Source organism: Pseudomonas sp. CYM-20-01, from assembly GCF_023169845.1.
Taxonomy (GTDB): Bacteria; Pseudomonadota; Gammaproteobacteria; order Pseudomonadales; family Pseudomonadaceae; genus Aquipseudomonas; species Aquipseudomonas azotoformans.
Genome location: NZ_AP025169.1, coordinates 3,140,391 through 3,162,921 on the forward strand (window position 1 = coordinate 3,140,391; position 22,531 = coordinate 3,162,921).

Here is a 22,531-nt window from a genome sequence, read left to right on the forward strand (position 1 = left end):
CAAACCCATAACGCCATCTGCAATCCCTCGCACTGTGTAGTCAGGCGACGGACTTTGCGGGCGTTTGCAGGGCAGGGGAGTAGAGCTTATCCGGCGGTTATGTGGGACGGTTCGATAACGCTTGTCCGCTATCGCGCGACTAGCGGCTATTGTCAGAAATTTCCCACAGGAGTACAAATGTACTCCATGACGACTCTCACCCCCCGCCGTACCGCCATCCTGACCTTTATCCGCGACCGCATCGCGCAGCAAGGCCAGCCCCCGAGCCTCGCCGAGATCGCCGAGGCGTTCGGTTTTGCCTCGCGCAGCGTGGCGCGCAAGCATGTGCTGGCGCTGACCGAAGCCGGGTTTATCGAGGTCAACCCCCACCAGGCGCGTGGCATTCGTTTGCTCAACCAGCCGGTGCGCCCGGAATGGCTGGATGTGCCGGTGCTCGGTCGCGTGGCCGCAGGTTTGCCTATCGGCGCCGATGCTGAAGTGCACAGTCGCCTGCAACTGGACCCGTCGACCTTCGCGAAAACCCCGGACTACCTGTTGCGCGTGCAGGGCGATTCGATGATCGAGGACGGTATTCTCGACGGTGATCTGGTCGGCGTACGCCGCAGTGCCGAGGCCTTGAACGGGCAGATCGTGGTGGCGCGCCTGGACGGCGAAGTGACCATCAAGCGTTTCGAGCGCAGTGGCGACAGCGTGCGTCTGCTGCCGCGCAACCCCGCGTATCAACCCATCGTGGTGGGGCCTGACCAGGACCTGGCCATCGAAGGGGTGTTCTGCGGTTTGGTGAGGCAAGGCTGATGGGCGCCGTGGTTGCGCTGGACACGCTGTTTAATGGCGGGCGTGTCTGGAAGGGCCGGCCTGCCGCGCCGCCGTCCAGCGTGCACCCTACCGGGCTGGCGGCGTTGGACGCAGTGCTGCCCACGGGCGGCTGGCCGGAGGCGGCATTGAGTGAAATCCTCATGGCCAAGGAAGGTGTGGGCGAGTTGCAACTGGTGCTGCCGACCCTGGCGCGTTTGTCGAAGGCGGGGGAGCGCATTGTGTTGGTGGCGCCGCCGTACACGCCGTACCCCCATGCCTGGCAGAACGCTGGAGTGGACCTGCGCCTGCTCTCGGTGATCCAGGCCGAGGAACGCGACGCCCTGTGGGCGGTGGAGCAATGCCTGCGTTCCGGCAGTTGCGGCGCGGTGCTGTGCTGGCCGCGCAAGGCCGATGACCGGGCGCTGCGGCGCCTGCAAGTGGCGGCGGAAACCGGGCAGACCCTGGCGTTTGCCTGGCGCGCCTTGAGTGAGTCGGTCAACTCATCGCCCGCCGCGCTACGCCTGGCCGTCGAGGCCAGGCCCGCGCAGGTACGGGTGCTCAAGTGCCGGGGCGGCTTGGCCCATCCGGCGCCGATTGCCCTGGCGGGGCACTGAGGTTGTCATGCGCTGGGTGTGTATTGTCTTCCCGCAATTGGCGCTGGACGGAGTGCTGCGTGTGCATCCCGAGCCGGAGCAACCCCTGGCCCTGCTGGCCGGCACGCCACAGCGGCGTGTGCTGCAAACCGTCAATGACGCCGCCCACGCCCTGGGCCTGCGCCCGGGCCAATCCCTGACGGCGGCGCATGCCCTGGCCAAGACCTTTGCCAGCGTCGAATACGACCCCGCCGAGATCGAGCGCCACCAACAGTTCCTGGCTGCCTGGGCCTACCAGTTCAGTTCCCAGGTCAGCCTGTATTACCCGCGTGCCTTGTTGTTTGAAATCGAATCGAGCCTGGGCTTGTTCGGGCCGTGGCCGCGGTTTGAAGCACGCTTGCGCAAGGAGCTGACCGAATTGGGCTTTCGTCACCGTATCGTCGCGGCGCCCAACCCGGCGGCGGCGCGGGTGCTGGCGAATATCTACGATGGTTTGGCGGTGCAGGATGACGGCTTGCTGCAGGCCCTGGCGCCGCTGCCCATCGACCGCGCCGGCCTCGACCCGCAGGCCGCCACAGCGTTGTCGCGCATGGGCCTGCGCCGCCTGGCCCAGGTGCAGGCGCTGCCTCGGCACACCTTGGCGCGACGTTTTGATGCCGGCCTGCTCAAGCACTTGGATGCGTTGACCGGCCAGCGCCCATTGGCCTTGGCGTTCTATCAGCCTCCGGACCGGTTCGATGTGCGCATCGAGCTGAATTTCGACGTGCAGTCCCATCAGGCGCTGCTGTTTCCTTTGCGACGCCTGACGGGCGATCTGTCGGCCTTCCTGTGTGGCCGTGACAGTGGCGTACAGCGTTTTGACTTGCACCTGGAACACGCCCAGGCGCCGGACACGCTGATCAAGGTCGGCCTGCTCAGCGCCGAGCGTGAACCGGCGATGCTGTTTGAATTGGCCCGGGGTCGCCTGGAGCAGGTACAGGTCACCTCACCGGTACGCGGCTTTCGCCTGGTCGCCCAGGATTTGCCGGTGTTCGTGCCGCAGCGCCAGGACCTGTTCGACGACCGCCCGCAACAGACCTTGCCGTGGGAACAGTTGCGCGAACGCCTGCGTGCACGCCTGGGCGATGAGGCCGTGCAGGGCTTGCGCTTCCACGCCGACCACCGCCCCGAATGCGCCTGGCAAACAGCGACCGATAAAAGCCCATGCCCGACCTTGCACAAGGTGCAACGCCCCGGTTGGTTGCTGAGCGAACCCACCCTCTTGGCCGAGCACGGTGTGCACATCCTCATGGGGCCGGAGCGCATCGAGTCCGGCTGGTGGGACGGCGCCGATATCCGCCGCGACTACTACCTGATCCAGACCCGCGCCGGCCAGCAAGGCTGGGCCTTTCGTAACGTCGGGCAAAGCGATGGGTTGTGGCTGCAAGGCTGGTTTGCATGAATTACGCCGAGCTGCACTGCCTGTCCAACTTCAGCTTCCAGCGCGGTGCGTCGAGTGCGCTGGAGCTGTTCGAGCGGGCCAAGCGCCAAGGCTACAGCGCCCTGGCGATCACTGACGAATGCACCCTGGCGGGCATCGTGCGGGCTTGGCAGGCGGCGAAGGCGGTGGAACTGCCGCTGATTATCGGCAGCGAGATGCGCATCGAAAACGGCCCGAAACTGGTGCTGCTGGTGGAAGACCTCAGCGGCTACCAGCACCTGTGCCGCTTGATCACCGTGGCCCGGCGGCGCGCGGAAAAAGGCCGCTATCGCCTGTTGCACGAGGACTTCGCGCAACCGCTGCCCGGCCTGCTGGCACTGTGGGTCGCCGAAGACAGCGACACCCAGGTCTCGATCCAGTGGCTGCGCCGCACCTTCGTCGAACGGCTGTGGCTGGCGGTGCACCTGCACTGCGGCCAGGACGATGCGCGCCACCTGGAACAACGCCTGAGCCTGGCCGCCAGCCTGCACCTCCCGGCGGTGGCCTGTGGCGATGTGCACATGCATGCGCGTGGCCGCCGCGCCCTGCAAGATACCATGACCGCCATCCGCCATCACGTGCCGGTGGCCGAAGCGGGCACGCGCCTGCACCCCAATGGCGAGCGGCACCTGCGCAGCCTCGATGCCCTGGCCGCGCTGTACCCGCACGCCTTGCTCGATGAAACCCAGGCGATTGCCCGGCGTTGCACCTTCGACCTCAGCCAGTTGCGCTACCACTACCCGCGTGAACTGGTGCCCAGTGGCCACGACGCCAAATCCTGGCTACGCGCCGTGACCGAAGCGGGCATCGCCCAACGCTGGCCGCAGGGTGTCGACGCCAAGACCTTGCAGCAGATCCATGACGAACTGAAGATCATCAGCGAGCTGGGCTACGAAAGCTATTTCCTCACGGTGCATGACATTGTGCAGTTCGCCCGCAGCCGTTCGATCCTGTGCCAGGGCCGCGGTTCGGCGGCCAACTCGGCGGTGTGCTTTGCCTTGGGTATCACCGAGATCGACCCGAGCCTGACGAGCCTGTTGTTCGAGCGCTTCCTGTCCAGGGAGCGCAACGAGCCGCCGGACATCGACGTGGACTTCGAACATGAGCGCCGCGAAGAAGTGCTGCAGTACGTGTTCCAGCGCTACGGCCGCACCCGCGCGGCGCTGACGGCGGTGGTCAGCAGTTACCACGCCGCCGGCGCGGTACGCGATGTGGCCAAGGCCCTCGGGCTGCCGCCGGACCAGATCAACGCCCTGGCCGACTGCTGCGGGCGTTGGAGCGACGATGCCCCGCCGCTGGAGCGCCTGCGCGAAGGCGGCTTCGATCCCGACAGCCCGCTGTTGCGCCGGGTGCTCACGCTCACCCAGCAATTGATCGGCTTCCCTCGGCACCTGTCCCAGCACCCTGGCGGCTTCGTGATTTCCGAATACCCGCTGGACACCCTGGTGCCGGTGGAAAACGCCGCCATGGCCGAGCGCACCATCATCCAGTGGGACAAGGACGACCTCGACGCCGTGGGCTTGCTCAAGGTGGATATCCTGGCCTTGGGCATGCTCAGTGCAATCCGGCGTTGCTTCGACTTACTGCGCCGCCACCGCAACCGCGACCTGGCCTTGGCGACGATCCCCAAGGAAGACCCGGCCACCTACGCGATGATCAGCAAGGCCGACACCATCGGCGTGTTCCAGATTGAATCGCGGGCGCAGATGTCGATGTTGCCAAGGCTCAGGCCACAGAAGTTCTATGACCTGGTGATCGAGGTGGCCATCGTGCGACCGGGGCCGATCCAGGGCGGCATGGTGCACCCGTACCTGCGGCGGCGGAACAAGGAAGAACCCGAAACCTATCCTTCGCCGGAGCTTAAAACCGTTCTGGAACGCACCCTGGGCATTCCGTTGTTCCAGGAGCAAGTGATGCAGATCGCCATGGTCGCCGCCGACTACAGCCCCGGCGAGGCCGACCAGTTGCGCCGCTCCATGGCCGCCTGGAAACGCCACGGCGGCCTGGAGCCGCACCAGCAGCGCCTGCGCACTGGCATGTTGAAAAACGGTTACACCGAAGCCTTTGCCGCGCAGATTTTCGAGCAGATCAAAGGCTTTGGCAGTTATGGCTTCCCCGAGTCCCACGCGGCCAGTTTCGCCTTGCTGACCTACGCCAGTTGCTGGCTCAAGTGCCATGAACCGGCGGCGTTTGCCTGTGCGCTGATCAACAGTTGGCCCATGGGCTTCTACAGCCCGGACCAGATCCTGCAGGACGCACGGCGCCATCGCTTGCAGATTCGCCCGGTGGATGTGCAGGCCAGCGATTGGGATTGCAGCCTGGAGCCCATCGACGGCGCGCAGCCGGCGATTCGCATGGGCTTGCGCATGATCTCCGGGTTTCGCGAAGAGGATGGGCGGCGCATCGAAGCCGCGCGCCTGCGTCGAGCGTTCAGCAACATTGCCGACCTCGACGAGCGCGCCGGGCTGGATGCGCGTGCCCAGGCCTTGCTCGCGGATGCCGGGGCCTTGCGCGCCCTGGCCGATAACCGGCACAAGGCGCGCTGGGAGGTGGCTGGCGTGCACAAGCAACTGGGGCTGTTTGCCGGCCTGCCGAGCCCGGATGAAGCGCTGGTCGAGTTGCCGGCACCGAGCGTGGGCGAGGACCTGCAGGCCGACTATGCCACCGTGGGCACGACCCTGGGGCCGCATCCGCTGGCGTTGCTGCGGGATGAATTGCGCAAGCGCCGCTGCCGCAGTTCCCATGAACTGATGGCGGTGGAACATGGACGCAATGTCTGCGTCGCGGGGCTGGTGACCGGTCGACAGCGCCCGGGGACTGCCAGCGGTGTGACCTTTGTCACCCTGGAAGATGAATTCGGCAACCTCAATGTGGTGGTCTGGCGTGACTTGGCCGAGCGTCAACGCCAGGCGCTGGTGGGCTCGCGGCTGTTGAAGGTGGACGGGCGCTGGGAAGCGGTGGGCGAGGTGCGGCACTTGATCGCCGGGCGCCTGACCGACCTGACGCCCTTGTTGGAAGGGATCAATGTGCGCAGTCGGGATTTTCACTGAATCCCGTGGTTTCTGCTGTAATCACTTCTGATGCAGATGAGGTGAAACCATCCGGGTTTGCAGCGCTCCAAAACTTGCCGATGTTCTCTTAGCGCACAGAGCCAACCGATGCAATTCTTATCCAACCCCCACGGCTGCGAAGGCTGGGCCGGTGAAATGGCCCAGCGGATCCGCGCATTCGATTGGTCGGGCACCGACCTGGGCCCCATTGACCGCTGGTCCACCAGCCTGGCGTGTACCGTACAGATGATGCTGGCTTCGCCCGTGCCGATGGTGATGTTGTGGGGACGCCTGGGGCACATGATCTATAACGACAGCTACTCGGCCTTTGCCGGTGGCCGTCACCCCTACCTGCTGGGCACACCGGTTGAGCTCGGCTGGCCGGAAGTGGCCGACTTCAATCGGCATGTGATGGACACCTGCCTGGCCGGCGGCACCCTGTCATTCAACAACAAGGACCTGGTGCTGTTGCGCAACGGCCAGCCGGAAACCGTGTGGCTGGACCTCTACTACAGCCCGGTGGCCGGCGACGATCAACAACCGGCTGGCGTGCTGGCGATTGTGGTGGAGACCACCGAACTGGTGAAATCCGAACAAGTACGCCGGGAACTCACGCACAACCTCGAACAACGGGTGGCCGCCGAAGTGCAGGCGCGCTCCGCGGCCGAGGACCAGTTGCGCCAGTCGCAGAAACTCGAAGCCATTGGCGGCCTCACCGGCGGCGTGGCCCACGACTTCAATAACCTGCTGCAAGTGATCGCCGGCAACCTGCACCTGCTGGCCCGCCAGGAACCGGACAACGCCCAGGTGCAGCGGCGTGTCACGGCCGCCATTGCGGCGGTGGAGCGTGGGGCCAAGCTGTCCTCGCAACTGCTGGCGTTCGCCCGGCGCCAACCGCTGTCGCCGGCGGTGTACAACCCGCAACGCATTTACGCGGGGCTTGGCGAGTTGCTGCAACGGGCGTTGGGCGAAACCATCCATATCGACGTGCAGATGCCCCAGGATGCCTGGTTTATCAATGTCGACCGCAACCAACTGGAGAACGCGCTGCTCAACCTGGCGATCAATGCCCGCGACGCCATGAAGGGCGAAGGCGTGATCCGCATCTCCGGCGAAAATATCATCCTCAATCCGGCCGATTGCGCGGGTAAAAGTATCAAGCCCGGCGAGTATGTGCGCCTGGAGGTGGCCGATACCGGCGTCGGCATGTCCGAGAGCACCCTCAAGCGTGCCTTTGAACCCTTCTTCACCACCAAGCGTGAAGGCTATGGCACCGGCCTGGGCCTGAGCATGGTGTTCGGCTTTGTGCGCCAGAGTGGCGGGCATGTGGAAATGTGGAGCGAGGAGGGCAAGGGCTCGGTGGTGCAGATGTATTTCCCCCACAGCCTGGAACCGGAAAGCCTCGATGTGCATATGGACCAGGTGCAGCACAGCGGCGGACAGGAAACCATCCTGGTGGTCGAGGACAATGAAGGCGTACGCCTGACCGTCGTGGAATTGCTCGAACAGTCCGGCTACACCGTGCTCACCGCCGAAGACGGCGACCAGGCCATGTCGAAATTGCAGGCAGGCTCGCCACCGGATCTGATCTTCACCGATGTGGTCATGCCCGGCCGCGTCAAAAGCACCGACCTGGCCGACTGGGCCCGCCAGCAGACACCTGCCGTGCCGGTGCTGTTCACCTCCGGCCACACCCGTGACATTCTCTCCAGCAATCACCTGCTGAGCCCCGATATTCATCTGCTGAGCAAACCCTACAGCCCCGAAGCGCTGACGCAACGGGTGCGCAGCGTGCTCACCGCCCGACAAGGTTGTCCATGACTTCACAGCGCAATATTCCTCCGATCACTGCCCAACCCGCCGGCTTTGTCCGCGTGCGCGGCGCCCGCGAACACAACCTGCGCAACGTCGACGTGGATATTCCCCGCGATGCCCTGGTGGTGTTCACCGGGGTGTCGGGTTCCGGCAAATCGTCCCTGGCGTTTTCCACGGTGTATGCCGAGGCCCAGCGCCGCTATTTCGAGTCGGTGGCGCCCTATGCGCGGCGGTTGATCGACCAGGTCGGCGTGCCGGACGTGGACAGCATCGAGGGCCTGCCGCCTGCCGTGGCCCTGCAACAGCAGCGCGGCACGCCGAGTGCGCGTTCGTCGGTGGGCAGCGTGACCACGTTATCGAGTTTGATCCGCATGCTGTACTCCCGCGCCGGCAGTTATCCGAAGGGGCAGGCGATGCTGTACGCCGAAGACTTTTCGCCGAACCTGCCCCAGGGTGCATGCCCGCAGTGTCATGGCCTGGGGCGCGTGTATGAAGTGACCGAGGCGTTGATGGTGCCCGATCCTTCCCTGACCATTCGCCAGCGTGCGGTGGCGTCCTGGCCGTTGGCGTGGCAGGGGCAGAACCAGCGCGATATCCTGGTGACCCTGGGCTATGACGTGGATATCCCCTGGCGCGACCTGCCGAAAAAGCAGCGTGACTGGATCCTGTTCACCGAAGAAACCCCCACCGTCCCGGTGTACGCCGGCTTCACCCCGGAACAGACCCGCGATGCGTTGAAGCGCAAGCTGGAGCCGAGCTACCAGGGCACCTTTATCGGCGCACGGCGCTACATCCTGCACACCTTCAGCCATACCCAGAGCGCACTGATGAAAAAGCGCGTGTCGCAGTTCATGCAGGGCAGCGCCTGCCCGCTGTGCGACGGCAAGCGCCTGACCCAGGCGGCGCTGTCGGTGAAGTTTGCCGGGGTGGACATCGGTGAGTTGTCGCAACTGTCGTTGACGCAGTTGGCAGAGTTGCTGCGACCGGTGGCGGCGGGGCAGGACAAGATGAAGCTGTCGGTGGAGAAACGCCTGGCCGCGCAGCGCATCGCCCAGGACTTGCTGGAGCGGGTCAGTACCTTGACCGAACTGGGCCTGGGTTACCTGTCCCTGGAGCGCAGCACGCCGACCCTGTCCTCCGGCGAGTTGCAGCGACTGCGGCTGGCAACGCAATTGGGCTCGCAGTTGTTTGGTGTGATCTACGTGCTGGACGAGCCCTCGGCGGGCCTGCACCCGGCGGACGGCGAAGCGTTGTTCACTGCCCTCGACCGCTTGAAGGCGGCCGGCAATTCATTGTTTGTGGTGGAGCATGACCTGGAAACCATGCGCCGCGCCGACTGGCTGATCGACGTCGGCCCGGCGGCCGGTGAACACGGCGGGCAGGTGCTGTACAGCGGCCCGCCGGCGGGGCTGGCGCAGGTGGCGGCGTCGCAGACCCGTGAGTACCTGTTCGCGCAAAAGCGCGTGTCGACTCAGGTGCGCCGTGAAGCCACCGGCTGGCTGCAACTGGAAGGTGTGACGCGCAATAATCTCAAGGGCCTTGACGTGGATTTCCCATTGGGCTGCTTCACGGCGGTCACCGGGATTTCTGGCTCGGGCAAGTCCAGCCTGGTCAGCCAGGCACTGCTGGAGCTGGTGGGCGCCGGCCTTGGGCGTGTGATGGAAAACGACGAAGAACCAAGCCTGGAAGACGACGCCCCGCAAACCAGCGGGGGCCACATCCGCGCCGGGCTGGAGCACATCCGCCGCCTGGTGCAGGTCGACCAGAAACCCATCGGCCGCACCCCGCGCTCCAACCTGGCGACCTACACCGGGCTGTTCGACAACGTGCGCAAGCTGTTCGCGGCCACCCCGGCGGCGAAGCAGCGTCACTTCGATGCCGGGCAGTTCTCCTTCAATGTCGCAAAGGGCCGTTGCCCGAATTGTGAAGGCGAGGGCTTTGTCAGCGTTGAACTGCTGTTCATGCCCAGCGTGTACGCGCCATGCCCGACCTGCCACGGCGCGCGCTACAACCCCGAGACCCTGGCGATCAAATGGCAAGGCTTGAGCATCGCCGAGGTGCTGGGGCTGACGGTGGAACAGGCGGTGGAGGTGTTTGCCGAGCAGCCAGCGGTGTTGCGTTCGCTGCAGGTGCTACGGGATATCGGCCTGGGTTACCTGCGCCTGGGGCAACCGGCGACCGAGTTGTCCGGTGGCGAAGCGCAGCGCATCAAACTGGCGACCGAGCTGCAACGCAATGCGCGGGGCGCGACCTTGTATGTGCTGGACGAACCCACCACCGGGTTGCATCCACGGGATGTGGACCGCCTGCTCAGCCAGTTGAACCAACTGGTGGACGCTGGGCATACGGTGGTCGTGGTGGAGCATGAAATGCGCGTGGTGGCGCAGAGTGACTGGGTGATCGATATAGGGCCGGGGGCGGGGGATATGGGCGGGAAGGTGGTGGCCAGTGGTACGCCGCAGAAGGTTGCCAAAAGCAAGGCCAGCCGGACTGCGCCATTCCTGACCAAAGAACTGAACTGAAAGCGGAAACTTGTGGGAGGGGGCTTGCCCCCGATGACAGTGTGTCAGTCAACTGATATGCGACTGACACACCGCTATCGGGGGCAAGTCGAACCGTCGCACCGCCCCTCCCACATTTCGATCACTGTTGAGTCAGTTGGATCTGCGCTTTCGCCTGCTTCACCACATTCTCCACGGTAAACCCGAACCTCTCCTGCAACTGGGCCAGCGGCGCCGACGCGCCAAAGCTGTTCATCACCACCTTGGCCCCGGTCTGCCCCACATACCGGTCCCAGCCAAGGGGGCCCGCCTGTTCCACCACGACCCGAGCTTTCACCGCCGACGGCAACACGCTGTCGCGGTAGGCCTGGTCCTGGTCCTCAAACAACTCCCAGCTGGGCATGGACACCACCTGCGCGGCAATCCCTTCTTCTTTCAACTGCTCGTACGCCGCCACCGCCAGGCTGACTTCGCTGCCTGTGGCCAGCAGAATCACCTGGGGCGCATCCGCACTTGCCAGCACGTAAGCGCCCCTGGCGGCCCCGGATGCCGGCGCGTACTGCGTACGATCCAGCGTCGGCAGCGGTTGGCGCGACAGCACCACGCAGCTCGGCCGATGGGTCTGTGCCAGCGCCACCTTCCACAGTTCGCGGGTTTCATTCGCGTCACCGGGGCGCAAGGTCAGCAGCCCCGGCGTTGCGCGCAACTGGGTCAGGTGCTCGATCGGCTGGTGGGTCGGCCCATCTTCACCCACGCCAATCGAGTCATGGGTAAACACAAACACCACCGGCAGCTCCATGATTGCCGCCAGGCGGATCGGCGGCTTCATGTAGTCGCTGAACACCAGGAAGGTCGAGGTGTACGGCCGCAGGTAGGACAGCGCCATGCCATTGGCGATGGCGCCCATGGCATGTTCCCGAATGCCGAAGTGCAGGTTGCGCCCGCTGTAGTCCTCGGCGCTGAAACGTCCGGCACCGTCAAAGGTGAGGTTGGTCTTGGTCGACGGTGACAGGTCGGCCGAGCCGCCCAGCAGCCAGGGGATCTGTTCGGCAAACGCATTCAGCACCTTGCCGCCGGCGGCACGACTGGCGATGCCCTTGGCGTCGGTATCGAAATCCGGTAGGTGTTTCTGCCAGTGCTCCGGCATTTCCCCGGCACGCATACGCCTCAATTCATCGGCCAATTCCGGCTCGTACTGTTCCAGCTGGGACAGGTGCTCGCTCCACTTTTCATACAGCGGCTCGCTGCGCTCAAGCAAAACATCACGCAATTGCGTGCGCACCTCATCGGGAACCAGGAAGCTGGAATCCTCGGGCCAGCCATAGGCCGCCTTGGTCAGGCGAATTTCCTCTTCGCCCAGGGGCTCGCCATGGGCGGCGGCCGTGTTGTGTTTGTGCGGGGAGCCGTAGCCGATCACGCTGTCGACCACAATCAGGGTGGGCGCGCCGCGGTTGCAATGGAACGCCTCCAAGGCATTGCTCAGGGCTTGCAAGTCGTTGGCATCGGTCACATGCAGGGTGTGCCACCCATACGCCTGGAAGCGCTTGATCACATCTTCGCTGAACGCCAGCTCAGTGTGGCCTTCGATGCTGATGGTGTTGTTGTCATAGATCCAGCACAGCTTGTCCAGTTTCAAATGCCCGGCCATGGACGCCGCTTCGCTGCTGATGCCCTCCATCATGTCGCCGTCGCCGCACAGGGTGTAAACGTTGTAGTCGAACAGGGTTTTTTCTTCGCGGTTGAAGCGCTTGGCCAGCCAACGCTCGGCCATCGCCATGCCGACGCTGTTGGCGCAACCCTGACCCAGCGGGCCGGTGGTGGTCTCCACCCCAGTGGTCATACGGTATTCGGGGTGGCCGGGGGTTTTGGAGCCCGCTTGGCGAAACTGCTGGATATCGTCCAGGCTGACAGCGGCCTGGCCGGTGCGCTTGCCGTCGGCATCCAGTTCCACCACACCGGCCAGGTGCAGCAGCGAATACAGCAACATCGAGGCATGGCCGACGGACAGCACAAACCGATCACGGCTGGGCCAATCGGGATGCTGCGGGTGGTAACGCAAGAAGCGACTCCACAGCGTATAACCCACCGGCGCCAGGCCCATGGGCGTGCCCGGATGGCCGGAATTTGCCTTTTGCACGGCATCCATGGCCAGGGTGCGGAGGGTGTTGATGCATTGGGTGTCGACAGCGGTGGCAGCGTGCGTCATGAAACCGTTCTCCCTCGGGTGGCTATCTAGAGTGGAGGGCAGGGCGCCGCAAAGGTTTGATCCAAACACCCGCGCCGCGACGAACGGGGCTGTATTGACCCTGAACATGACAAGACCCCTCGCAATGGTCTAGCTTCTAGGGCGTAGGCCATTGATCAACATGCGGAGGTACGCCATGCCAGTGAAACACGACCTGTATGAGGACTTGGGGTTGAGCAAGGAAGTCGTTCACGAACGCAGGGCGAGCGACAAACGCCTGGACTCGCTGCTCACGCAGTACGACGACGCTGACAAGGCGGTGCTGAAAGCGGAATCGGCAAGTGCCAGCGATGAGGATGTGGAGAAGCTGAAGAAGAAACGCTTGTTGATCAAAGACGACATCGTGGCGAAGTTGGGCTGATCACAACCGAGCCCCCTGTAGGAGCGAGCTTGCTCGCGAAAAACGCCAACGATGACGCCGGCGTCCTGAGTGGACGCGGCGTTCTCGGGTTCTTCGCGAGCAAGCTTGCTCCTACAGGTTTATCGACATATTTATCCACCCGACTTTGGGCCAGTCACGGCGCATCTTCAGTAAACCGGGTTGATTCAAGCTTTTTGCTCTTTTTACGACGTTGTTGCCCACCTAGCAGTAAGGTAGTACTTGCAAAAAAGAGACCCATAAAACAGACCCCTGCAACAACAATCAACGTAGACGAGAAACCATATTTATCCAGCAGCCCGCCGAAGACAGTGTAGGAGATACCGATGATGATCGAATTGACTAGATTGGCGACGGAGAGGCAGGAGGCTCGAATACGTGACTCTATGTTGTCATTGATGTAGGTCTCGTAGGCAGTTTCATAGATGGCGGGGAGTGACATGATTAAAATAAATACTGCGACTGAAGAGAGTGTTCCGGTATTCAAGGATAGGGTGAAGAGCAGTGCGGTGACAATGAGGGTGGTAGTGACGGCTATCACCCCAAGCGTGAATCTGGAGCAAATATATCCTGCAACCATAAACATGGCAGCCGATATGATTTCAACGGCGGCATAAATGCCGGCAATAACAGGTATTTCTAGACCCTGCTGGGAGAAGAATGGCTGGCCGTAGATGAAAAGAGGAATGGTTGAGAGTTCAAATAGAGCATATCCAACAAAGAGAGGTATCAGAAAAGCACCTCTGTTGGAGCTGAAAAATTTGATGAGTGAAGTAAAGCTACCCTCTGTGGTTTTCACATTTAATGCGTTTGCTTTATTGGTGCCCAGTGAAATGGGTGGATGCTTGATTTCGGGGTTGAATACTACAATTATGGCGCCGATAAGTTTTGATGCCGCAAAAAAAATATAGACTCCATTCCAAGATAAAGTGTCTTGTATGACGCCGCCAAGAAGCATGGATAAGCTCAGTGATATCGCACCAATAGCACGGGCGCGTGACAATATTTTAGGATACTCATCAGCCCGATGTTCTGCCAGTAAGTTGTCATACAGCAATGCTCTGTCTGAACCAGATCCCATGGCAATGCTGGCACCGAATAGGCAGAATATGATTGCGAAGGGAACAAAAGATGAAAATAGCAAAAATCCAATTCCACTTATACACAAGCCTAAAAAGCTGATGATAAGCGTGCACTTGCGACCATATCGATCTGCGAGTAAACCAGAGGGGATTTCCAGCGCGACTGAAGAAAAAAACAAGAACGACTGTAGAATGCCTACCTCTCCCTGGGTGATGCCGAGTTGCAGTAGGTAAAGTACAAATAAGCTTCTCTGGACGTCCAGATTCATGAAGACAGACAAAGCGTAATATAAGTTGTCGTTCTTGTTTTTGATAGGTTTAAGCATGCTTGTTGAGTGTCTGTTTTGGGGGGGCGGGAAGAAGGCTGATCGTTCCTGAATGGCACTCAGTAAAAGCCATGTTGCCAGCATTGAGCAAATGTAGGACTTCCTAAATGCGTGTAGTATTTTTCTGTTGGGTTTAATGTGGGTTGTTCTTTTTGGTGTATTTTTGCATTGCACGCATGATAAGCGCCGTGGGGCTTATGTCTGGAGGTTTAGAACACATGCGCGTTACCTTGCAACTATTATGTTTTTTGAGTCGCTATTTCATAGGTCATGAGCACTATCAGCACGGCTACCGTGAATGAGTACAGCAGCAACCCGCTCATCGAGATCGGTTGCTTGTACACATACACAGCGATCAAAAACTGCGTGATGGGCAATACGAATTGAAATAAGGCCGCCTGGGAAAGCGGGATTCTGCCGATGGCGTAGGCAAACATTATCAAGGGAACGACCGATATTACGCCTGCCAGGGGAAGCAGCCACTGAGCCTGAGTTGACATAGGATCTGGCCAGGCAAGGCTCCATCCAAGTAGCGCAACAGCGAGCACGATGGCAAGTGTTAAAAACAGAGTCTCGACGAACAAGCCCTCTACCGCATTCAACGGCGTGGCTTTTTTGATGCAGGTGTAACTCCCCCAAGTGACGGCGATCAGCACGTAAACCCAGTGGTTGAGCTCGCTGCTGGTTAGCGCCAGCAAAGGCTGCGGCCATGATAGTCAGCATTGAAACAGTCTGTGCAGGCCTGAGCTTCTCGCGGTAGAAAAAGATGCCCATCGTTATCGATAAAAACGGGGCAAGCAAATAGCCGAAGCCACTTTCAAGCACATGGCCATGCAGGGATGCCCATATGAAGGTTCCCCAGTTAACGGCTACCAAAAAAGAAGCAGTGCAGTGCAGGCCTAAGGTGCGGATATTGAGCTTTACGAGGTTACGAAAGCCTTGGCCAAACCCAATGATCACAGCCAGTGCGAGCAGGGATAGCAGGACCCTGTAGGCAACCAGAACCTGGGGCGTAAGTTCGTTCAGCTCTCGCCAGTACAGCGACGATACCCCAAGGAGAATATTGGCAGCTAAGCCGCTGGAGGCCGCCAATAGATAGGAAAATGAAGGCTTGGTCATATCGGCCGCACGCAGGGGAACCTGCTGCAGCATCGTTGTTTTATTGCGCAGTGAACAGGCACGTTCGCCCAGTTCACATTTTTTCAGAATTGACTGAAAGACATCATCCCACTCACTGCCTATGATGCCCACCGCCCACCCGGCTCTGGGGACTGTTGCAGCGCAAGGATTGCGCTGGTGAGCCGGGTGGGCACTTCAGTTCATGCCAGCAGCGCCTCGGTGCATTCATTGATGGAGCGCTGCTGCGTCTCGCCATACAGTTTCAATTCATCAATCGTCCGCCGGCCCAGTGCCTGTTCGAACTCGGCCTGGTTCGAGTTGGCTGCGTAGTGACTCTGCGCCGTATCCCCCAGGTTCGACTGGAAAATCCCCGCCGCGCTTACCGGCAGAAAATCTTCATACACCAACGGTTCCATGTCGATGTGGCCGGCGGCGATCAGTGCCTCCAGGGTGCGTGGTTGATCGGCGCTGCCGCGTGCCGCCAAGCCTTGCTCGGTGGGGAAGTAGCGGTAGTAGGCCAGGCCCTGGTCACGCATTTGGGCGTGGTTGTCCGGGAAGGCCTGGAAGTGTTCCTCCATCAATTCGACATAGCGCGCAGCGTTGCCCTCATTGGGGAACGCGCCCAGTGCGTCGCGGGCGGCGTTCAGCAGTTGGTCGTAGAGTGCGCGGCCTTTGGGCGTCAACGCCACGCCGCGTTGTTCGATTTCGCCGAAGCGTGCGCTGTGGCTGCCTTGGGCGTCGCTGAAGGCGATGGGTTCGTCCAGGGCCTTGAAGCTGGTCTGGCGCAGCAGGATCGGGCAGTGGCGGCGCGGTGGGCCTTCGATCACAGCCTTGGGTGTGATGCCTTTGCCGGGCATGGCGGCCTGGACCTGGTCGATGTCCAGGGTGCGTGGGGTCAGGTGGTTGATGTGTGGGCCTTTGAAGGCGACCACGTCGGCGATCAGGCGGTGCTGGTCGCTCAGTTGCTGGTACTGCGCGCCAGTGACGGTGGCGGTGTGGTGCCAGCGGAAGGTTTCCAGGGCCTGGCGGATGAATTCGTCGGCATCCTGGGCGTTGAGGCCGCCATCTTTTTCGGCTTGTTCGATCAGCGCCAGGGCGCCGGGGGTGAAGATCGAGCGCTTGGCCAGGGCCGTCTCGGCGAAGGCGCGCAGGTCGGGGTTTTCGATCAGTTCCAGGCGCAGCAATGAGGTGAACACGCGAAACGGGCTGGTCTGCAGCGCCTGTTCATGCACGGCGCGAAACGCAGTGGAGTGCACGGGTACGCCGGCCGGGGTCAGGTCGTAGTAGCCCACCGGCTGCATGCCCATCACCGCGAACAGACGGCGGATGGTGGACAGCTCGGTGGCGGTGCCCAGGCGGATCGCGCCGTGGCGTTCCATGTCCAGGCGCTGGATTTCGCCGGTACGTTGCAGCTGTTGCGCCAGCTGCGGTTGGGTGTCGAGCACGTGGGCATTGGTCTCGGCCACCAGCTCCATCAGCGCGCCATACAACGGAACTTCATCTCGGTACATGTCGGACATGGCCTTGGAAAAGCCCTTGCGGATCTCGTCGGGGCTGACCTGTGCGGTGCTGGGCATAGAAAAATTCCTGATGGCGGGGGCGAGGATGGTGGCCTTTTGCTGGATTTTGTTGAGCGCAAGGCCGCCTTGCAAACGAAGATTCCTCAGGACTTCATTCTGCAAATGAATGAGATGACGTGAAGATGACAAAAAGCGGCCCGTGTGAAATTTCATTTTCGGGCGATTTTCCTAACTAATTCTTCACGAAGTCCGCCCCGGCCGGCGTGAAAGAATCGTCACGTTTGCAAGGATGAAAACGCCGTTACGCACATCGCACACATAAAAATATGTTTAGGGGCCGTCGTTAATGAAAATTTCTACACTGGCGTTGTCGATCACCGCCGCCGTTCTTGCACAACAGGCTTACGCCGATGACTTCGGGCTGGGCTCGCTGGGTACCGGCACGGGCCACAGCGGTTTCCTTGAAGACAGCCATGCGTCCGTCAGCTCACGGACCATGTACTACAGCGCGGACAACCGCTCGGGGACCAACAACGATCTGCGCGAAGCCGCTACAGCACTGCGGTTTGACTACAAGTCCGGCTTCACCCAGGGCACCGTTGGCCTGGGCTTCGACGTCATGGCCTTCGGCGCCCTGCGCCTGGACGGTGGCGATGGCCACACGGCGGGACCTGGCCTGGCGGGTAACGGCAATAGCTTCTTCCCGACCAAGAACAACGGCACTGAACCGGCCGATTCCTTCGGGCGCGCCGCCGGTAACGTGAAGTTCCGTATTTCCCAGACCGAGTTGCACGTCGGTGGTGGCCTGGCGCCTGTCCTGCCGATCCTGGTGTCCAACGACAGCCGCGTAGCACCGCAGACCTTTGATGGCGGCATCCTCACCTCCAACGACATTCCCAATGTCACCTTCACCGGTGGTGAGCTGAACCGCGTCGAAGGCCGTGCCTCCAGCAACTCCACAGGCCTGAGCGTGGCCGGTGGTACCCGCGACAGCGACAGCTTCAAGTTCGGCGGGGTGGACTACAAGCCGTTTGGGTCTTCCGACAACGTGATCGCGAAAAACCTGACGTTGCAGTACTACTACGCCCAACTGCAAGACTTCTACAAACAGAACTACGTCGGCCTGGTCCATACCCTGCCGCTGGGCAATGACCAGTCGTTCAAGACCGACCTGCGCTACTTCGACAGCCGCAGCGACGGCAAGAACGGCGAGAGCGGCTACCAATTCAACAACAACGGTGGCTACGCCAAACACGCCGGCGAAGTCGACAACAAAACCTACAGTGCGGCCTTCACCTACCAGTTGGGCGGCAGCAGCTTGATGCTCGGCCACATTGGTGTGGGTGACGACGGCGGTTTCGTCTGGGTCAACCAGGGCAGCCTCGCCGACCCGCACGCCCAAGGCGCTGGCGGCAGCGACTTCTATCTGTTCACCGACGCCGTGGTCGGCCAGTTCTCCCGTGCCGGCGAGCAGGTCAACTTTGGCCAGTACACCTATGACTTCAAGGCCTACGTGCCTGGCCTGAAGGCATCCGTGGCCTACCTGGACGGTTCGGACATCAAGTCGAAGGTCGCCGGTGGCCCGGACCAGAAAGAGAACGAAGCCGACTTCCGCCTGGACTACGTGGTGCAGGCCGGTCCCCTGAAAGGCTTCGGTACCACGTTCCGTACCGGCACCTATCACGGCAAGAACACCGGTACTGCCGACCAGGACCAGACCCGCCTGATCTTCAACTACACCTACGCCATCTTCTAAGTCTTCATGTGCACCCGGGCGTCATTGGGCTCTACACTGCCTCTCACCTGGTAGGCGATGGAGGACCCGATGACGGCCACACCCGACACCCGAATGCTTGATACAACCGAAGGCCAGCGCCTGGCGCAGCAGGATGCCGAGCGTTGGCGCGAGTGGGGCCCCTATCTGAGCGAACGCCAATGGGGCACGGTGCGCGAAGACTACAGCGCCGACGGCGACGCCTGGGCCTATTTCCCCCATGAACATGCACGCAGCCGCGCCTACCGCTGGGGCGAGGATGGCCTGGCCGGTTTCAGCGACAAGGCGCAACGCTGGTGCCTGGGCCTGGCCCTGTGGAACGAGCGCGACGCGATCCTCAAGGAACGCCTGTTCGGCCTCGACAACGCCGAGGGCAACCACGGTGAAGACGTCAAGGAACTGTACTTTTTCGTCGACGGCGTACCGAGCCATGCCTACATGCGCATGCTCTACAAATACCCCCATGCTGCCTTTCCCTACGCCGACCTGATCAGCGAAAACGCCCGCCGTGGCCTGGCCGATGCCGAGTACGAGATCCTCGACACCGGCGTGTTCGAAGACAACCGCTACTGCGATATCAGCGTCGAGTACGCCAAGCACCAGCCCGACGATATCTTCATGCGCGTCACCGTGCACAACCGTTCAGACCAACCCACCCGCTTGCAGGTATTGCCGCAACTGTGGGCGCGCAATGACTGGAGCTGGACCTTTGACGCGCCCAAGCCGCAGCTGGTGTTGGACGGGGCGCAGGTGCTGGCACGCCATCCGGAACTGCCGGACCGTCATCTCAGCGCCTGGGGCCAGGACGGGCTGGAGTGGCTGTTCTGCGAGAATGAAACCAACTACCCCAGGCTGGATGGGCAGCCTGCACCGGGGCCGTTCAAGGACGGGATCAACGATTTCGTGGTCGAGGGTGTTCAATCGGCAATTCGGCGTGACAGCGGCACCAAGGTCGCGGCGCGTTTCGTCGTCGAACTGGCCGGCCTGGAAAGCAAAACCCTCTACCTGCGCTTTGCCCCTGTGGACGCACCACAGGTCAACGCGCGCAAGCTGTTCGACCAACGCCGCCAGGAGGCGGATGACTTCTACGCCGCTCTGCAACACGGTATGACCGACGACGATGCACGCAATGTGCAGCGTCAGGCGCTGGCCGGGTTGCTATGGTCCAAGCAGCTGTACTATTTCGACGTCAACCAATGGCTCGACGGCGACCCCGCACAACCCGCGCCGCCGCCCGAGCGCCTGCATATCCGTAATACCCATTGGCGCCACCTGTCCAACTGCGACATCCTCTCCATGCCCGACACCTGGGAATACCCGTGGTACGCCTCGTGGGACCAGGGCTTCCAGGCGGTGGCCATGGCGTTGATTGATCCGGGGTATGCCAAGCAACAGCTGTTGCTGCTGGTCAAGGACCGCTTCATGCACCCCAACGGCCAATTGCCGGCCTACGAATGGCGGTTTGACGACGCCAATCCTCCGGTGCATGCCTGGGCCAGTTGGCGGGTGTACCAGCAGGACAAGGCGTTGAACGGCGTAGGCGATATGGATTTCCTCGAGCGGATTTTCCACAAGCTGCTGTTGAATTTTTCCTGGTGGGTCAACCGCAAGGACGCCGAAGGCCGCAACCTGTTCCAGGGTGGTTTTCTGGGGCTGGACAATATCGCCTTGTTCGACCGTTCCGCCGCACTGCCGCCGGGGTATCAACTGGATCAGGCCGACGGTACGGCGTGGGTCGCGGCCTATGCGCTGGACCTGATGCGCATCGGCCTGGAGCTGGCCAAGCGCAATGCGGTGTACGTTGACATCGCGGTGAAGTTTTTCGAGCACTTCCTGTATATCGCCGGCGCCATCAACCGTGTCGACGACAGCGCCGAAGGCCTGTGGGATGAGCAGGACCTGTTCTTCTACGACGTACTGCACCGTCCCGACGGCCAGAACGAGCCGGTGCGCCTGCGTTCGATGGTTGGGCTGATGCCGCTGTTTGCCGTGCTGGTGCTGGAGCAGCGCGAGCATGAGGGCTTGGAGGGCTTGCGCGAGCGTCTGCTGGGGTTCATGAAACATCGGCCGGACCTGGCCAAGCTGGTTTCGCGCTGGAACGAACCGGGGCAGGGCAATCGCCTGTTGCTGGCGCTGCTGCGCGGTGAGCGGACCAAAGACCTGCTGCGGCGCATGCTCGATGAGCATGAGTTCTTGTCGACGTTTGGCGTGCGCTCCTTGTCCAAGGCATTCGCCGAGCAACCGCTGGCGTTGAAGATGAATGGCAACACCCTCAGTGCGAGCTACCAGCCGGGTGAATCCGACTCGCGGCTGTACGGTGGCAACTCCAACTGGCGCGGGCCGTTGTGGATGCCGGTGAACTACATGTTGATCGAGTCGCTGCGCGAATTTCACCGCTACTACGCTGACAACTTCTCGGTGGAGTACCCGGCGGGCAGCGGTTATCTGGCGTCCCTGGAGGAAGTGGCCGACAGCCTGAGCCAGCGCCTGACGCGGTTGTTCCTGAGGGATGAAAACGGCTCGCGGCCGTCGATGGTGGGGTATGCGCAGTTGGAGGCGGACCCGCAGAGCCGTGAGCTGGTGCTGTTCCATGAGTACTTTCATGGCGAGACCGGGCGGGGGCTGGGGGCTTCGCATCAAACCGGGTGGAGTGCGTTGGTGGCGTTGTTGCTGCAGCCCAAATAAAGATCCCGCCTGTGAAGGCGGGATCGGGATTCAGGGTTGCCCGTGAATCAGGAAGGGAACAGCTCGCTCAGCTTCATGGCCAGCATCATGTCGCCTTCGGTGCGCAGCTTGCCGCCCATGAAGGCCTGCATGCCGTCGGTGGAGCCGTCGACAATACCTTCCAGGGTTTCGCTGTCCATGACCAGGGTCACCTGGGCGTCCGGGTTTTCGCCTTCCAGCAGTTCACAGGTCCTGTCTTTGACGACCAGAGAGAAGTTTTTGCTGTCGTCGATGCGGAAACCGAACACCAGGTCCAGGCCGTCAGCGGCGGCTGGGTTGAATTTGGCTTTCATTGCTTCTACAGCTTTGGCTACGTCAGTCATGGTTTCGATCCTTTAGGGTAGAGTCCAGTGACCTTGGGGTCACGGTTGGCCGCAGTTCATCGGAACGTGATGAGCTGCGGCGCCTTCAACAGTTGCAAGTGGGTATGGCTGTTGAAGGAAGCCAGTGCCACCTCGCGCCCGCGGAATTTCAGCTGGTTGAGCGAGGTGTTAACAATTTGCCAGTTCAGTTCGAACGCCTGTGCGGCAGGCATCCGGGTGATCAGGTGGAGCAGGGCGGTGATAGTGCCGCCGGAGGTGAACACCGCGATTTTCTGCGTGTTGTCCGCCGCTTCAAGGATGCGTTGCAGGCCGCCTTGCACACGTTCCACGAAGCCCAGCCAGCTCTCCAGTCCCGGTGGGTCATAGGTGCCGGCCAGCCAGCGCTCGATGATCAGCGCGAAGATGCGCTGGAATTCGCTGCGGTTCTGCGCGGCATTGCGCAGGATCTCCAGGGCTTCGGGTTCGGTGGTGAGCAGGTCGGGGAGCAGGGCGCGGATGATCGCGTCGGCATCGAATTCGTTGAACGCGCTGTCGGTTTCCAGCGCCGGCACCGGCAAGTCGAGGGCGTGGTACTGCTCGAAGGCGGCGGTGGCAGTGTGCTGCTGGCGGCGCAGGTCGCCGGCCACGCAGCGGTCGAACACCAGGCCCATGTCCGCCAGGTGGCGACCGAGCACTTGCGCCTGCTCCACGCCGACGGGCGACAGCACGTCATAGTCGTCTGCACCGAAGGAGGCCTGGCCATGTCGAATCAGATAGATGCTGCCCACGTCCGTTTTCCCGGTACGTTGAAAGTCTGGCGAGGTTATGAGGATGCCTGCGAGCTGTC

At 61.8% G+C, this 22,531-nt stretch carries 15 protein-coding genes; 9 read left to right on the forward strand and 6 right to left on the reverse strand.

All coding sequences use genetic code 11. The annotated features are described in order from the left end of the window. Window positions 1–177 precede the first annotated feature (177 nt). The 6 genes from lexA to uvrA all read left to right on the forward strand — a co-directional run bounded on the left by lexA (window position 178) and on the right by uvrA (window position 10,234). Window positions 178–795, forward strand: coding sequence for a transcriptional repressor LexA (gene lexA, locus M2497_RS14060; RefSeq protein WP_248488022.1), 618 nt, complete (start codon window positions 178–180; stop codon window positions 793–795). Further along, entirely contained in the window at window positions 795–1,409 is a 615-nt protein-coding gene (gene imuA, locus M2497_RS14065) for a translesion DNA synthesis-associated protein ImuA (RefSeq protein WP_248488023.1), read from the forward strand. The genes lexA and imuA overlap by 1 nt, the downstream gene beginning before the upstream one ends. A 7-nt stretch (window positions 1,410–1,416) precedes the next feature. Next, window positions 1,417–2,829 carry a DNA polymerase Y family protein gene (locus M2497_RS14070; protein WP_248488024.1) on the forward strand — a complete coding sequence of 471 codons (1,413 nt, stop codon included), beginning with the start codon at window positions 1,417–1,419 and terminating at the stop codon, window positions 2,827–2,829. Beyond that, entirely contained in the window at window positions 2,805–5,897 is a 3,093-nt protein-coding gene (locus M2497_RS14075; RefSeq protein WP_248488025.1) for an error-prone DNA polymerase, read from the forward strand. The genes M2497_RS14070 and M2497_RS14075 overlap by 25 nt, the downstream gene beginning before the upstream one ends. A 108-nt stretch (window positions 5,898–6,005) precedes the next feature. Beyond that, window positions 6,006–7,718, forward strand: coding sequence for an ATP-binding protein (locus M2497_RS14080; protein WP_248488026.1), 1,713 nt, complete (start codon window positions 6,006–6,008; stop codon window positions 7,716–7,718). Continuing rightward, on the forward strand, window positions 7,715–10,234 hold the full coding sequence (gene uvrA, locus M2497_RS14085) for an excinuclease ABC subunit UvrA (protein ID WP_248488027.1): 2,520 nt from the start codon (window positions 7,715–7,717) through the stop codon (window positions 10,232–10,234). The genes M2497_RS14080 and uvrA overlap by 4 nt, the downstream gene beginning before the upstream one ends. A 121-nt stretch (window positions 10,235–10,355) precedes the next feature. On the opposite strand, the gene tkt is transcribed toward uvrA, so the two are convergent. Next, the gene (tkt, locus tag M2497_RS14090; RefSeq protein WP_248488028.1) at window positions 10,356–12,419 is read right to left on the reverse strand and encodes a transketolase; all 2,064 of its coding nucleotides are present in this window, start codon (window positions 12,417–12,419) and stop codon (window positions 10,356–10,358) included. Window positions 12,420–12,594: 175 nt separating this feature from the next. On the opposite strand from tkt, the gene M2497_RS14095 reads away from it, so the two are divergent. Next, window positions 12,595–12,819 carry a DUF465 domain-containing protein gene (locus tag M2497_RS14095; protein WP_248488029.1) on the forward strand — a complete coding sequence of 75 codons (225 nt, stop codon included), beginning with the start codon at window positions 12,595–12,597 and terminating at the stop codon, window positions 12,817–12,819. Window positions 12,820–12,973: 154 nt separating this feature from the next. Here M2497_RS14095 and M2497_RS14100 read toward each other — a convergent pair whose 3' ends face one another. The 3 genes from M2497_RS14100 to M2497_RS14110 all read right to left on the reverse strand — a co-directional run bounded on the left by M2497_RS14100 (window position 12,974) and on the right by M2497_RS14110 (window position 16,941). Further along, window positions 12,974–14,188, reverse strand: a complete 1,215-nt coding sequence (locus M2497_RS14100; protein WP_248488030.1) for an MFS transporter — start codon at window positions 14,186–14,188, stop codon at window positions 12,974–12,976. 318 nt (window positions 14,189–14,506) lie between these two features. Next, window positions 14,507–15,496, reverse strand: a complete 990-nt coding sequence (locus M2497_RS14105; protein ID WP_248488031.1) for a hypothetical protein — start codon at window positions 15,494–15,496, stop codon at window positions 14,507–14,509. Window positions 15,497–15,564: 68 nt separating this feature from the next. Next, window positions 15,565–16,941, reverse strand: coding sequence for a VOC family protein (locus M2497_RS14110; RefSeq protein WP_248488032.1), 1,377 nt, complete (start codon window positions 16,939–16,941; stop codon window positions 15,565–15,567). Between the two features lie 289 nt (window positions 16,942–17,230). Between M2497_RS14110 and M2497_RS14115 the strand changes: the two genes are divergently transcribed. Continuing rightward, a complete protein-coding gene (locus tag M2497_RS14115) occupies window positions 17,231–18,640 on the forward strand; it encodes an OprD family outer membrane porin (RefSeq protein WP_248488033.1) in 1,410 nt (469 codons plus the stop codon). 69 nt (window positions 18,641–18,709) lie between these two features. Continuing rightward, window positions 18,710–21,343 carry a glucosidase gene (locus M2497_RS14120; RefSeq protein ID WP_248488034.1) on the forward strand — a complete coding sequence of 878 codons (2,634 nt, stop codon included), beginning with the start codon at window positions 18,710–18,712 and terminating at the stop codon, window positions 21,341–21,343. Between the two features lie 47 nt (window positions 21,344–21,390). On the opposite strand, the gene M2497_RS14125 is transcribed toward M2497_RS14120, so the two are convergent. After that, window positions 21,391–21,705: an SCP2 sterol-binding domain-containing protein gene (locus M2497_RS14125; protein WP_248488035.1), complete on the reverse strand. Its 315-nt coding sequence runs from the start codon at window positions 21,703–21,705 to the stop codon at window positions 21,391–21,393. 56 nt (window positions 21,706–21,761) lie between these two features. After that, a complete protein-coding gene (locus M2497_RS14130; protein ID WP_248488036.1) occupies window positions 21,762–22,472 on the reverse strand; it encodes a histidine phosphatase family protein in 711 nt (236 codons plus the stop codon). Window positions 22,473–22,531: the final 59 nt, after the last annotated feature.